General features: G+C 71.4%; 14 protein-coding genes. 2 read left to right on the forward strand and 12 right to left on the reverse strand.

Features of this window, described 5'->3' with window-relative positions; translation table 11 throughout:
* Positions 1 to 172: 172 nt before the first annotated feature.
* From ACZ5Y9_RS15300 to ACZ5Y9_RS15350, 11 genes are read right to left on the reverse strand one after another with little or no spacing between them, the layout of a single operon-like run.
* Entirely contained in the window at positions 173 to 901 is a 729-nt protein-coding gene (locus tag ACZ5Y9_RS15300) for a hypothetical protein (protein ID WP_464471721.1), read from the reverse strand.
* Positions 898 to 1,431, reverse strand: coding sequence for a gluconokinase (locus ACZ5Y9_RS15305; RefSeq protein ID WP_464471722.1), 534 nt, complete (start codon positions 1,429 to 1,431; stop codon positions 898 to 900). The genes ACZ5Y9_RS15300 and ACZ5Y9_RS15305 overlap by 4 nt, the downstream gene beginning before the upstream one ends.
* A complete protein-coding gene (locus tag ACZ5Y9_RS15310; protein ID WP_464471723.1) occupies positions 1,431 to 2,468 on the reverse strand; it encodes a zinc-binding dehydrogenase in 1,038 nt (345 codons plus the stop codon). The genes ACZ5Y9_RS15305 and ACZ5Y9_RS15310 overlap by 1 nt, the downstream gene beginning before the upstream one ends.
* A complete protein-coding gene (locus ACZ5Y9_RS15315; RefSeq protein ID WP_464471724.1) occupies positions 2,468 to 3,235 on the reverse strand; it encodes a glucose 1-dehydrogenase in 768 nt (255 codons plus the stop codon). Before ACZ5Y9_RS15315 ends, ACZ5Y9_RS15310 begins: the two co-directional genes overlap by 1 nt.
* A gap of 16 nt (positions 3,236 to 3,251) precedes the next feature.
* Entirely contained in the window at positions 3,252 to 4,316 is a 1,065-nt protein-coding gene (locus ACZ5Y9_RS15320) for a D-2-hydroxyacid dehydrogenase (protein WP_247624591.1), read from the reverse strand.
* Complete coding sequence (locus ACZ5Y9_RS15325) at positions 4,313 to 5,545, reverse strand: aspartate transaminase (protein WP_464471725.1); 1,233 nt, start codon at positions 5,543 to 5,545, stop codon at positions 4,313 to 4,315. The genes ACZ5Y9_RS15320 and ACZ5Y9_RS15325 overlap by 4 nt, the downstream gene beginning before the upstream one ends.
* Positions 5,542 to 6,228, reverse strand: a complete 687-nt coding sequence (locus ACZ5Y9_RS15330) for a 4-carboxy-4-hydroxy-2-oxoadipate aldolase/oxaloacetate decarboxylase (protein ID WP_247633893.1) — start codon at positions 6,226 to 6,228, stop codon at positions 5,542 to 5,544. The genes ACZ5Y9_RS15325 and ACZ5Y9_RS15330 overlap by 4 nt, the downstream gene beginning before the upstream one ends.
* Positions 6,229 to 6,259: 31 nt before the next feature.
* The gene (locus ACZ5Y9_RS15335; protein WP_400444758.1) at positions 6,260 to 7,051 is read right to left on the reverse strand and encodes an SDR family oxidoreductase; all 792 of its coding nucleotides are present in this window, start codon (positions 7,049 to 7,051) and stop codon (positions 6,260 to 6,262) included.
* Positions 7,048 to 8,076 (reverse strand): 5-oxoprolinase subunit C family protein, encoded by a 1,029-nt coding sequence (locus tag ACZ5Y9_RS15340; RefSeq protein WP_464471726.1) that lies wholly within the window; start codon positions 8,074 to 8,076, stop codon positions 7,048 to 7,050. Before ACZ5Y9_RS15340 ends, ACZ5Y9_RS15335 begins: the two co-directional genes overlap by 4 nt.
* Positions 8,073 to 8,795, reverse strand: coding sequence for a 5-oxoprolinase subunit B family protein (locus ACZ5Y9_RS15345; protein ID WP_464471727.1), 723 nt, complete (start codon positions 8,793 to 8,795; stop codon positions 8,073 to 8,075). The genes ACZ5Y9_RS15340 and ACZ5Y9_RS15345 overlap by 4 nt, the downstream gene beginning before the upstream one ends.
* On the reverse strand, positions 8,792 to 9,562 hold the full coding sequence (locus tag ACZ5Y9_RS15350; RefSeq protein ID WP_464471728.1) for a LamB/YcsF family protein: 771 nt from the start codon (positions 9,560 to 9,562) through the stop codon (positions 8,792 to 8,794). Before ACZ5Y9_RS15350 ends, ACZ5Y9_RS15345 begins: the two co-directional genes overlap by 4 nt.
* Before the next feature lie 198 nt (positions 9,563 to 9,760).
* Here ACZ5Y9_RS15350 and ACZ5Y9_RS15355 point away from each other — a divergent pair, with 198 nt between their 5' ends.
* Positions 9,761 to 10,771, forward strand: a complete 1,011-nt coding sequence (locus ACZ5Y9_RS15355) for a LacI family DNA-binding transcriptional regulator (RefSeq protein ID WP_464471729.1) — start codon at positions 9,761 to 9,763, stop codon at positions 10,769 to 10,771.
* Between the two features lie 149 nt (positions 10,772 to 10,920).
* Here the strand turns inward: ACZ5Y9_RS15355 and ACZ5Y9_RS15360 are convergent, their stop codons facing one another.
* Positions 10,921 to 12,273: an MFS transporter gene (locus tag ACZ5Y9_RS15360; protein WP_464471730.1), complete on the reverse strand. Its 1,353-nt coding sequence runs from the start codon at positions 12,271 to 12,273 to the stop codon at positions 10,921 to 10,923.
* 335 nt (positions 12,274 to 12,608) lie between these two features.
* Here ACZ5Y9_RS15360 and ACZ5Y9_RS15365 point away from each other — a divergent pair, with 335 nt between their 5' ends.
* A complete protein-coding gene (locus ACZ5Y9_RS15365; protein ID WP_464471731.1) occupies positions 12,609 to 13,475 on the forward strand; it encodes a DUF2510 domain-containing protein in 867 nt (288 codons plus the stop codon).
* The last annotated feature ends 14 nt before the right edge of the window (positions 13,476 to 13,489 follow it).

Raw genomic sequence — 13,489 nt, forward strand, 5'->3', positions numbered from 1 at the left:
GCCCGGAGATCGCGGTGAAGACCTCGCGCGGTGAGCGCACGGTGTCGTGCGCGGGTGAAGAGATGGTTGTCACAGGGGAACGCTCCAGCGTAGAAAGTTGATAAGTGTCAACCATACGCCGTTAGTTGCAAAAGTGCAACTGTTGACGGGATGCAACCACCCGCCCTGCGATCTACCCCGCGGCCACCCCCAGGATCCGCTGCAGCGTGTCGGCGGTGACCCGACGCCGTACCGGGCCGTCCTCCACGGCGAGCTCCGCGATCGTCGTGCGTCCGCAGCCCGTCGCCGCCGCGATCCGCCGCAACGACCAGCCGCGCGAGCGCAGGTCGCGGATGCGCGCGGCCGCCGCCTCGGAGTCGAGGGTCTCGGCACGCGGCGCGACTCCGGCCGCTCGGGCGAGGCTGCGTCGATGCTCGGCCCGCGCCTCGGCGCACGAGACGCCGTCATCGCCGCGCGGGCACAGGCGCCGGTCACGGCACCCCATGAAGTAACCGTTCGGGGTGCCGTGATCGATCGGCGCCCCCTCCCCCGCCGCCCGGCGCGAGACGTAGTCGTGCACGTAGCGACGACGCGACTCGGCGCAGGTCACCGCGCCCAGACGCCGGTTCGGGCACGACTGCGGGTCGCGGCATCCGCGGGCATAGCCCCAGGGCGTGCCGTGCACCTCGCGCACACCGCCCGGCGAGACGACGACCTCGTCGACGTCGCCCGAGCGCGGCACGGGCTGATCGAGCGGCATGCGCGCCAACCGGTAGTCGCCGCGCCGCCGCAGCGCCGCCTCGGCGCACGTGAGGATGTCGGAGTCGGGCCCCATCGGGCACATCGCCCGGGTACGGCATCCCGCCTCGTAACCGGCGACGCTGCCGTGCGGCGCCGACACCCAGACCGCGCGCCCGCTCATGACCGACGGGCGGCCGGTTCGGCTCGGAGCACCCGTTCTGCCGCACCGATGATCTCGTCGACGCTGCGCCGCGCGTCGATCGCGAATCCGTTCTCATCGCCCGCGAGAGGCTCGAGGGTGTCGAGCTGCGAGTCGAGGAGCGCGAGCGGCATGAAGTGCTCGGAGCGCACCAGCATCCGCTGGGCGAGCACGCGCTTGGTGGTCTCGAGGTGCAGGAAGAACACCTCGGGCGCGTGCGCGCGCAGCACGTCGCGGTAGGCGACCTTGAGCGCGGAGCAGGCGATCACGAGCCCCGGCACGCGATGCCGGGCGATCTCCTCGCCGACGGCGTCGAGCCAGGGGGCGCGATCCTCGTCGGTGAGCGGGACGCCCTGCGACATCTTCTCGACGTTGGCAGACGGATGCAGGTCGTCGGCGTCTCCGAACGGCAGCCGCAGCCGGTCGGCCAGGGCGGCACCGACCGTCGACTTGCCGGAGCCGGCGACGCCCATCACCACGACGAGCGGACGGGAGGCGGTCAGCACGGTCATCACGCCTTCCCGAACTGCAGCAGCACCTTGCTCGACACCGTCGGATCGGCGGCGGTCGCGAAGGCGTCGGCGGCGGACCGCCAGCGCTTGACGTGACTGATCACGGGCGCGATGCGCAGCGTCCCGTCGGCGAGCGCCGCGATCACCTCGTCGATCTCGTCGTTGAAGCGGAAGGAGCCGAGCAGATCGAGCTCGCGGGCGATCGCGAGCGCGACCTGCACGGGCTGCGGACCGCTGGGCAACAGCCCCACCATCGCGACCACGCCGCCACGGGCGGCCCCACGGATCGCGGTGTCGAGTCCCTGCGGACTGCCGGACGACTCGATCACCACGTCGGCGTCGATCGCCGCGACGTCGGCAGCATCGGGCTGTTGCAGCACGACATCGGCCCCGAGCTCCCGGGCGATGCGCAACGGGCGCTCGTGCAGATCGACGGCGGTGATGTGCCGCGCGCCTCGGGCCTTGAGCACCGCGACCGCGAGCAGTCCGATCGGACCGCATCCGACGACGAGCGCCGAGAGGTCGGAGACGTCGCCGATCCGGTTGACGGCGTGCCAGGCGACGCTGGCGGGCTCGATGAGCGCCGCCTCCTGCAGGTCGATCCCCTCGGGGAGGGTGCGCAGCATCCGCGTGGGCATCGCGACCCGGTGGGCGAACGCGCCGTCGCGGTGCGGGAAGCGCGCGGCCGAGCCGAGGTACCCGCCGCCCGCGATGTTGGGGCGGTCGATCGGATGCCGGACCTGCTCCTGCGCCGGGGTCGCGGGGTGCACGGCGACGCGTGCGCCCTCCCACGGCCCGCTGCCGTCGGCGGCGGCCCGCCGGACCACGCCGACCACCTCGTGCCCGAGCACCATCGGCGCGCGCAGGATCGACTCCCCCGCGGCTCCGTGCTTCCAGTAGTGCAGGTCGGACCCGCAGATGCCGCCGTAGACGATGTCGATCACGGCCTCGTCGGGGGCGGGCACGGGCTCGGCGATCGGGTCGATGCGCAGGTCGCCGGCCTCGTGGATCACGACGGCGTGGAGCGCGGCGGCCATCAGACGACCGCCGTCATTCCGCCGTCGACGAAGACGACCTGGCCCGACACGAAACGCGAGGCGTCCGACGAGAGCCACACCACGGCACCACCGATGTCCTCCGGCTCGCCCCAGCGCCCGACCGGGGTGCGTCCGAGCACCCAGGAGTTGAACGCGGGGTCGTCGACGAGCGCCTGCGTGAGCTCGGTGCGGATGTACCCGGGGGCCACGCCGTTGACGCGCACGCCGCTGCCCGCCCACTCCGCCGTCATCGCCTTGGTGAGGTTGCGCAGCCCGCCCTTCGCGGCGGTGTACGCCCCGATCGTCGGGCGGGCGAGGTCGGTCTGCACCGAGCAGATGTTGACGATCGCACCGCTCCCCCGCGCCACCATCGCACGGGCGGCCGTGCGCCCGACGAGGAAGGCGCTGGTGAGGTCGGTGCGGATGACGCGCTCCCAGTTCTCGAGGCTCACCTCCAGCAGCGGCTCGCGGTGCTGCAGGCCCGCGTTGTTGACGAGGATGTCGAGGGGGCCGGCGGCCTCGATCCCGCGGATGCCGTCGATCACGGCCTCCTCGGAGGTGACGTCGAAGACCGCCGTGGAGACGGCATCCGCTCCGAAGTCCCGGGCGAGGGCGTCCGCCGTCTCGCCCACCGTGGAGGCGTCGCGCCCGTGCACGACGACGTGGGCGCCGGCCTCGAGCAGCGAGCGCGCGATCGCGAGCCCGATTCCGCGGCTGGAACCGGTGACCAGGGCGCGACGCCCGGTGAGGTCGAAGGGGGTGCTCATGGATGCTCCGTCCCGATCAGTAGAACTCGATGGTGTCGACGACGTTGCGCTGTGGCGTGCCGTCGAGGAGGCGGGTGGCGTTGTCGGCGAACAGCTCGGCGATGCGCCCGTCTTCTCGGGCGTCGAGCGCCGCGGTGTGCGGGCTCACCAGCACGTCGGGGTGCGACCACAGGGGGCTGTCCGACGGCAACGGCTCGACCTCGAACACGTCGAGCGCGGCGAAACCCACGGTTCCGGCGTCGAGCGCCTCGAGCAGGGCGGCCTCGTCGATGACCGTGCCGCGTCCGACGTTGACGAGCGTCGCGCCCGGGCGGAGCGCGGCGAAGAAGTCGCGGCCGACGAGGTGGTGCGTGGCATCGGTGCCGGGCAGGGTCGCCACGACCGCGTCGACCTCGGGCAGCACCTCGGCGACGTCGTCCGGGTGGATGACGCGCGAGACACCCGGAACGGATGCCCCGCTGCGCGAGGTGCCGATCACCGTCGTGCCGAGGGCGGCGAGCTGGCGTGCGACGGCCTGCCCGATGCCGCCGAGACCGAGCACGAGCACCGTCTGGTCGGCGACCTGCGACATGACCCAGCGGCCGCTCCACTCGCGCTCGCGCTGCTGGCGCTGCAGCCGGGGCAGGTGCTTGGCGCCGGCGAAGACGCCGAACACCGCGAACTCGGCGAGCGCATCGCCGTGCACACCGGCCGAGGTCGTGAAGGTCACCCGCCGCAGCTCGTCGTCGGTGAGCTGCGCGGCGCGCACCTGACCGCCGCCACCGGCCGCCATCGTGTGCACCCAGCGCAGTGCCGGGTTGGCGCGCACCGTGCGGGCGAGGGCGGCGGGGTCGACGTCGGGGATGCCGTACAGCGCCTCGGCCGAGTCGATCAGCGCCTCGTAGGCGGCCTGCTGCTCGGGCGTGCGACGGAACGACGGGTCGCCGGAGAAGTCGGCGGGATGCCGCATCGGCGGCAGCAGCGTCTGATCGACGACGAGGTCGATGCGCGGCTCGCGGGCGACCAGCAGGTCGCACAGCTCGGGGGCGAGGGGCGCGGCGACGACGACGCGCAGGCGGTCGCTGGCCGTGGCGTCGCTCATCGCAGCGCCGCCACGGCTTCGGCGATCTTCTCGACCGCGGCGGTGATGGTGCCGAGGTCGGTCGCGAACGAGATGCGGAAGAAGGGCGAGCTGCCGTAGGCGGAACCCTGGATCACGGCGACGCCGGCTTGATCGAGCAGGTAGAACGTCACGTCCTGGTCGTCGGCGAGCACCTTTCCCTCCGGCGAGGTGCGCCCGATGAGTCCTGCGCAGTCGACGTAGAGGTAGAACGCGCCGTCGGGCACGAGCGGGGTGAGTCCGTCGATCGCGCGGAGACCCGCCACCGCGGCGTCGCGACGCTCGCGGTACACCGGCACCGACTCGGCGATGAAGTCCTGCGGCCCCTCGAGCGCCGCGGCCGCGGCGGCCTGGCTGATCGACGACGGGCACGAGGAGGTCTGCGACTGCAGCGTGTTGATGGCACCGACGAGGGCGGGGTCGCCCGCCGCATAGCCGAGGCGCCAGCCCGTCATCGCGTACGACTTCGAGACGCCCGACACCACGAGCACGCGGTGGCGCAGGTCGGGGGCGACCGCGGCGAGGCTCGGGGCGGGGGTGCCCGTGAACGAGATCTCGCTGTAGATCTCGTCGGAGAGCACCGACACCGCGGGGTGGCGGCGCAGCACCTCGGCGAGGGCCGACAGCTCCTCCTCGGTGTGGATCGCACCGCTCGGGTTGCCCGGGCTGTTCAGGATCAGCCAGGTCGTGCGGTCGGTGATCGAGGCCTCGAGCTGCGCGGCCGTGACCTTGTAGCCGTTCTCGGCCGACGTCGGCACGATCACGGGGGTTCCCTCGTTCGCGCGCACCATGTCGGGGTACGACACCCAGTACGGCGCGGGGATGAGCACCTCGTCGCCGGCATCCACCGTCGCCATGAGCGCGAGGAAGATGACCTGCTTGCCTCCGCCGCCGACCGTGATCTCGGCATCCGAGTACTCGATGCCGTGCGTGCGCTGCAGCGCGCCGCGGATCGCCTGGCGCAGCCGTGGCGTGCCGTTCACGGGCGTGTACTTGGTCTCGCCTGCCTCGATGGCCGCGATCGCGGCCTGCTTGATGTGCGCGGGGGTGTCGAAGTCGGGCTCGCCGACGGTGAGGTCGAGGATGCTTCGCCCCTGACCCTTCAGTTCGCGCACGCGTGCCGCGGCCGCCGTGCTGGGCGAGGGCTTGATGCGTCCGAGGCGCTCAGCGGCGCGGAACGACGACGCGGGGGTCTCGGTGCTGGCGGTCACGATGCGTCCTCGATGTCGGAGGTGAGGCCCTTGGCCTTGAGCACCTCGGTGAGGTTGCACAGCTCGATGGTCGTGCCGCCGGCCCAGTACTTCGTGATGAGCTCGGCCTCGTGCGCGTCGCGCGCCGCCGACAGCTCGGCCGCCTCGCGCACCTCTTCGCGGCGCACGACGACGATGCCGTCGGCGTCGCCCTTGACGATGTCGCCGGGGCGGATCAGCTCGCCCGCGAAGACGACGGGCTGGTTGAGCGCCCCGAGGGTCTCCTTGACCGTGCCCTTGATCGAGACGCTGCCCGAGAAGACGGGCAGGCCCAGCTCGCGCAGCTCCTGCGTGTCGCGCACACCGGCGTCGGTCACCAGCGCCGCGATGCCCTTGGCCTTGCAGGCGTTGCCGAGCACGTCGCCGAACATGCCGGCCTCGGCGAACTCGCCCGCCGAGACGATGAGCACGTCGCCGGGCTGCGCGTAGTGGATGGCGACCTGCAGCATGAGGTTGTCGCGCGGGGCGCAGACGACCGTGAACGCCGAGCCGACGAACGACATGTCGCGGTCGATGGGCGTGATGTTCGAGTTCAGTGCGCCGCGGCGACCCTGGGCCTCGTGGATGGTCGCGGCGGTGAATTCGCCCAGACGGGCGATGTCGGATGCCTCGGCGCGCTCGATCTTGGTGGTGACGTGAACCATGGTCTCGTTCCTCTTTACTCTGCGTTCTCGTTTACTCGGCGCTCGCGGCGGTCGCTGCGGACTCCACGAGCTCGGCGTCGCGGCGGTCGAAGGTGAGTCCTCCGGGCACCTGGAAGGTGGGCATGAGCTCGATGAGCCCGATGTTCACGTGCGAGGGGGCGTCGACCGCGTAGTCGATGGCCGCGACGATGTCGTCGACCGTGAGCGACTCGAAGCCCTCGTAGTAGGTCGCCCAGGCGGCGGCATCCGTCTCGGGCGTGCCGCCCAGGTTGCGCGAGAAGATCTCGGTCTCGATGCGGCCCGGGCTCAGCTCGGTGACGCGCACCCGCTTGCCGAGGGCGTCGTTGCGCAGCTGGCGCGACAGCTGGTGCACGGCGGCCTTGGTCGCGTGATAGGCCGTGTGGCCGAAGAAGTTGTAGTGCCCAGCGATCGACGAGATGTTGAGCACGTGGCCGCGGTCGCGCTCGACCATGCCCGGGTAGAGCAGGCGCAGGATCTGCATGACCGCCGTGAGGTTGACCTCGACGAGGTCGTCGAGGTCGTCGGCCGAGGCGTCGAGGATGTTGCCCGCGCGGCTGACACCGGCGCTGTTGAGCACGATGTCGGCTTCGACCCCGTCGAGCGCACGCGTGAGGGCGGCGGTGTCGCGCACGTCGAGCGCGTGGGTGATCACGCCCTTCTCGGCGAGGGCCGCCAGCCTCTGCTCGTCGCGGGCGATCGCGTGCACGGTGAGACCCTTCGCGAGGAAGAGGTCGATCGCGCCGCGGCCCACGCCGCTCGTCGCGCCGGTGACGACGGCGGTGCGGTAGTCGGAGAAAGTCATAGGAGGGTCCTTCCGGTGGTGGCTGTGGAGAGGGCGTCCAGCGCGTCGAAGACGGAGCGGACGCGAAGGCGGAGCGCTTCGAGCTCGACGAGCTCGGCGCGGGCACGGGCCGCGGCATCGGATGCCGAGAGCCGCCGGAAGCGGAGGTGCTGCCCCGGGCGCACCTGGGCGAGCACATCGAGCGAGCCGGAGGTGACGACCGCGAGCACCGGGTACCCGGCGGTGACGCCCCGCCCGCGGTGCAGCACGAGCAGTTCATCGCCCGGCGGAACCTCGACCGCCCCCACGGGAACGCCGCGCGAGAGCACCTCGCCCTGCGTCCGCCGCTCGGGCAGCGGCCCCGTCATGCGCAGCCCGATGTGGTTGCTCTTCGGGGTGACGAGATAGGGCTGGGCGAACAGTCGGTCGGCGGTACCCGCGAAGTCGTCGAGGTCGGGGCCGTCGGTGACGTCGACGATGAAGCCCGTGGGCAGTCGCGGCACGTCGAGGTCGTAGAGCTCGGCCGTGAAGTGCGCGTTGAAGACCGGTGCCGTGGCGGTGCGCAACGCGATCCGCTCGCCGACCACGAGGCGCCCGCCGAAGCCGAGCACCGAGTCGGGAGCGCAGCTGCCGAGCAGCTGCGGCACGTCGAACGACCCGCGCACCGCGAGGTAGGAGCGCAACCCGCCCTGGATCTGCCGCAGGGCGATCGCCTCGCCCGCGCGCACCGAGACCGGCTGGTTCGTGGGCCGGCCGACGCCGTCGACGGTGAGGTGCCCGTCGGCGCCGGAGACCGCGATGAGGATGTCGATGTCGGCGACGAACTCGGCGTCGAGGGCGGTGATCTCGAGCACCGGGGCGGTCTCGGGGTTGCCGACGAGGATGTTCGCGATCCGGGCCGAGCGCTGATCGAGAGCGCCGTTGACCGGCACGCCGAAGCGGGGACCCCGGCGCCGCCCGAGGTCGGTGACCTGGGTGGATCCGGCCTCGATGACCGTCAGCGCGCCGGCGTTCACCGCATGCGCGTTCCCCGCCCCGGCGTTCACAGCGCCACCATCCGGGTGCCGAGCAGGGCGTCGTACTCCGCCTGGTCGATCGCGCGGAAGCGGATCAGGTCGCCGGGCTCGTAGGGCGCGAACGGTTCCGCCGCGAGGTCGAGCACGACGAGCGGCGTGCGCCCGATGAGCGGCCAGCCGCCGGGGGCCGCGGCCGGGGTGATCGTCGCTTGGCGTCCGGCGACCGACACCACGCCCTGCGGCACGTGCGCCCGCGGGCTCGCGAGACGCGGAACGGGCAGGGGGAACGGCGGGCCGTCGAGCATGGGCGAGCCGCCGGGAGCACCGAGGCAGCGCACCACGTAGGTCGGTTCGGAGTGCAGGCGGATGACGTCGGCGACGCTGAGGCCCTGGGCATCGGCGACGGTGCGGAGGTCGAGCTCGCCGTCGGTGTCGTAGAGCACCGGCACGTCGAAGGTGCGCGGGCTGTCGGTGAGCGGGCGGTCGTGATCGAGGCCGTCGACCACGTGCGCGAGGTACTCGCCGAGACGCTCGAGCGACACCTCGGCGGGATCGATCTCGATCAGCGCCGCGTCGTAGGTGGGGATGACGCACTCGACGCCGGGCACGTGGGCCTCGTCGACGAAACGGGCCAGGTGGTGCACGAGGCGCCAGCCCGCTTCGCGGTCGGCGAGGGTGCTGGCGACGCGCAGCGCGGAGTTGCCGCTGGGCGAGATGACGACGGATGCCGATGACATGGGGTCGCTCACTCCAGCCAGTCCGCGAGCGGGGCGATCTCGACGCCCGCCGATTCGAGGCCCGCACGGATCCGGCGGGCGAGCTCCACCGCGCCGGCGGTGTCTCCGTGCACGAGCACCGTGTCGCAGGCGACGGGGATGAGCACGCCGTTACGGCTCTCGATCACGCCGTCGACGACCATCCGCACGGTGCGCCGACGGATCTCCTCGGCGTCGTGGATCACGGCGCCGGGCTCGGTGCGGCGCACCAGGGTGCCGTCGTCCTCGTAGGCGCGGTCGGCGATGCCGACGATGCCCACGCGCAGACCCGCGGCCCGGGCGGCGTCGGCGAGCTTGCCGTCCTGGGCGAGCACGATGAGCTCGGGGTCGAGGCGCGCGGCGGCGGTGGCGACGGCATCCGCGTAGTCCTCGCGCACCGCGACGAGGTTGCCGAGCCGGCCGTGCGGGGCGAGGTGGGTGACCTGTGTGCCGTGGAAGGCGGCGATCGCCTGCAGCGCACCGAACTGGTAGAGCACGTCGGTGCGCACCTCGTCGGCCGTGAGGCCCATGTCGCGACGCCCGAAGCCCTGCAGATCCGGGAAGGAGGGGTGGGCGCCGATGCCGACGCCGCGCTGCACGCAGGCGCGGACGGTCTCGTCCATGATCTGCGAGTCGCCGGCGTGGAAGCCGCACGCGATGTTGGCCGAGGTGAGCACGTCGAGGAGGGCGGCGTTGTCGCCCATCCGCCACGGGCCGAAGCCCTCACCCAGGTCAGCGACCAGGTCGATCCTGCGGGTCATCGCCAGCTCCTCTCGTCGTCGATTCCGCCGTCGGGAAAAGGCTAGGACGGTCGGCACCGGAGGGTGCAGGATCGTGCCGCTTCCGTGCCGGATACCTCGCTCAAATCCCGTGTTTCTCCGACATTCGGTTCGGTCGGTTGGCAAAATCCGTGCCAGCAATGGGTACCGATGACGGCGCCGCTTCGCTACCATCGAGCCATGGCCGTTCCCGCCCGCCGCGTGCAGCGCCGCGTCACCCTCACCGAGATCGCCGAGGCGCTCGGCGTCGCCCCCTCGACGGTCTCGCGCGCCCTCTCGAACCCCAACCGCGTGAGCCCGGCGATGTACGTGCGCATCACCAGCAAGGCGCAGGAGATGGGCTACACCTCGGCGCTCCTGCCCGCCGCCGAGAACCGCCTCGCGCGCGGCACGATCGCGCTCGTGCTCCCGAACCTCACCAACCCGTTCAACCTCGACGTGACCCGGGGCGCTCAGGCGCAGATCCGGGCGGCGAGCTACCTGCACCTTCTCGTCAGCACCGAGGAGTCGCTGCCGATGGAGGAGCAGTGGCTGCGCGAGCTCGCCCGCACCGTCGACGGCATCGTCGTGTCGTCGCCGCGCATCGATGACGAGGCCCTGCGCGCGGTCGCGCAGATCGCGCCGACCGTGGTGATCAACCGCCAGTCCCCCGGGCTCTCCGGCGTCGTGATCGACACCCCCGCCGGCCTCGCGCAGGCGGTGCACTACCTGCACTCGCTCGGACACACCCGCATCGCCTACGTGCGCGGCCCGCACGGCTCCTGGACCGACGGCACGCGCTTCGACGCGATCACGGCTGCCGCCGAGGAGGACGGCGTCGACCTCGTCGCCGTCGGCCGCTACCACGTGACCCTCGCGAACGGGGCGGCCGCAGCGGATGCCGTCGTGCTCACCCGCGCGACCGCCTGCATCTTCTTCAACGACGTGCTCGCGATCGGGGCGCTCGACCGATTCCGCCAGCTCGGCGTCTCGATCCCCGACGACCTCAGCGTGGTCGGCTGCGACGACATCTTCGGCTCGTCGTTCTCGCATCCGCCGCTGACCACCGTCACCTCGCCGGGTGAGAGCGCCGGTCGCGCCGCGGTCGACATGCTGATCGGCCGCTTCGCGACCCGCGATCGCTCCGACCGCATCGACCACATCTCGGCGCACCTCACGGTGCGGGCATCCACCGGCCCCCGCAAAGCCTGACGCCCGCTCCCTCCGTCGTTCCTCCGTGAGGGGTCAAGACACGCCCTGAACGGATGCCGCGTTGCGGCGTGTCCTGACCCCTCACGACTTCCCGGGCGCTCGAAGGGCCCGGGATGCCGAAGCTTCCCGGGCCCTCGAGGCATCCGTCGTCAGGGGACGAGGATCGACGCGGTGACCGCGTCCTTCTCCTTCTGGGTCTGCTGCACGTCGTCGACCTCGTCGAGCGAGTAGCGACGGGTCTCCTTCGCGGTGAGCGCCGCGATCACGGCGATCGCCATGAGTCCGAGCCCGAGGAGGGCCGGTCCGAACCAGTTCTGCAGGTCTTCTCCGGCGAGCGCCGTGGAGGCCACCGGGCCGATGGCACCGGCGATCGCGAAGCCGATCTGCGTGCCGACCGCGAGACCCGAGACGCGGACGCGGTTCGGGAACATCTCGGCGAAGAACGCCGGCCACGCGGCGTTGGCCGTGGAGTAGAAGAACCCGTTGCAGAGGATGCCGAGGGTGAAGATCAGCGGCCAGTTGCCCTCGCTGATCGCCCACAGGTACGGCACGGTCGTGGCACCGGCGCCCACGGCTCCGATGATGAAGACCGTCTTGCGGCCGATGAGGTCGGAGATGTACCCGGCGAACGGCGTGTAGAGCAGGGCGAGCAGGCTGGCGAGCACGGGCACCCAGAGCATGGTCGACTTGTCGAGGCCGTATCCGGTGGTCGCGAAGGCGACCGAGAACGTGGCGAACAGGTAGCTGACGCCGGCGATCATGGCGCAGGCGGCGACGCGGATGATCGTGCGCCAGTGGAAGCGCAGCACCTGCTTGATCGGCGGCAGCTGCGCCTTGATCGCCTGGGTCTCGACGAACGACGGCGGCTCTTCGAGGTTGCGGCGGATGAGGTACGCGACCACGACGACGACGGCCGAGAGCCAGAACGGGATGCGCCAGGCCCAGCCGAGCAGGTCCTCGGTCGGCAGTGCCGCGAAGGGGATGAAGACGGCGGTCGCGAGCAGGCCACCCGAGGCGGAACCGCTCGTGACGAAGCTCGTCGTGAAGCCGCGGCGGTTGTCGGAGGCGTGCTCGAGGCTCATCGAGATCGCGCTGGCCTGCTCGCCCGAGACCGACAGGCCCTGGATGATGCGGATGACCACCAGCAGGATCGGGGCGAGGACGCCGATCTGCTCGAAGGTCGGCAGGCAGCCGATGATGAACGTGCAGATGCCGATGCCGAACAGCGTCAGCATCATGACGAACTTGCGGCCGAAGCGGTCGCCGAGCGGGCCGAGGATGAAGGCGCCGAGCGGGCGGACCACGTAGCCGACCGCGAGCGTCATCATGCTGAGCAGCACGCGCACACCCTCGGGGAGCTCAGGGGGGAAGAACAGCTGATTGAGCACGAGCGCTGCGGCCGTGCCGTAGACGGCGAAGTCGTAGTACTCCAGGGTCGTGCCGACCCAGGAAGCGATGGCCGCCTTCGCGGGCGTCTTCTTGGGAATTGCAGTATTCGTCATTTCGCCTCCATTGGCGGACTCTCAACAGGTACCACGATCGAGCGTCAGGCGCCGATGTCGGGGGTGCGCGGGTCCGCTAGCTGATTCATGGGCGGCGCTTTCGCTCGCTTGAGGGAACTGTATGGATCGCCGATCCGGCAAGACAAGCGATGTGCCACAGATGTGCCACGCGACCCTTGTGATACCGCGCTTTTTCGATGGGTGCGTCATGTGATCGTCACGAACTTGCCACGAGATTTGCCAAGGATTGCCCGCTCTCGGCCCCGCATCAGAGGCGGCCGCGCGAGCCGAGACGTTACGCTCGAACCGCTACAGCCGACGGGGAGGGTCGCTTCATGAACGCAGCACCGGGATGGTACGACGCGGGCACGCCGGGGCGTGTGCGCTGGTGGGACGGCACGCAGTGGACGGCGCACGAGGCGGATGCTCCGGCTGCGGTCGCGGCATCCGCACCGCCCGTCGGCCCGACGTCGACGATCGCTGCCGGCCCCCTGCCCGGCTGGTACGTCACCCCCGCCGGCCCCGCCCGCTGGTGGGACGGGAAGAAGTGGACGGCGATGCGCACGAAGAGCGACGGCTCGCACGGCACGGACTGGGCGAGCACCGAGCAGGTGGGTTTCGCCTGGGCGTTGGGGGCCGTCTTCGCCTCGCTGGGCGCCGTGCAGTTCGTGCTCGGCACGCTCGCTCCCGGTGTCTCGTTCGCCGGAATCCCGATGCTGCTCGTGGCCGCCCTGTGGTTCGGCATCGCGATCCAGACGACCGCCGTACTGCGCATCCCGGTGCCGACCTCCGCCCCGCTGATGGCCGAGGCGTTCCGCCCGCTTCCCGGCGAGCAGGAGGGGCCCGGGGCCGGCTGGTACCCGATCACCGGCACCACCGGTCGCTGGTGGACGGGCGCGCGATGGAGTCAGTACACGAACTCGAAGTTCGGCATCCGCCCGACGTTCCACGCTCCGCAGGCTCAAGCCGCCCTGCGCTGGGTCGGCATCGGGGTGTTCGCCCTCGCGGCGATCGCTCTCACCATCGGGGTGTTCTTCATCATCGTCGGGGCGAACGATCCGTCCGACTATGCGTCGTCGGTCATCGGCTGGGTCACAGCGGTCGGTGCCGTGGTCTTCGCCGGTCTCGGGGCCGTCGTCTTCGCGATGACCCGCTACCAGACGCGCCTGCTCTTCCCGCCGAGCGAGCCGCCTCGGGTGTGACCCCCACCCGCGAC

It is taken from the genome of Microbacterium sp. T3-8, from assembly GCF_055398145.1.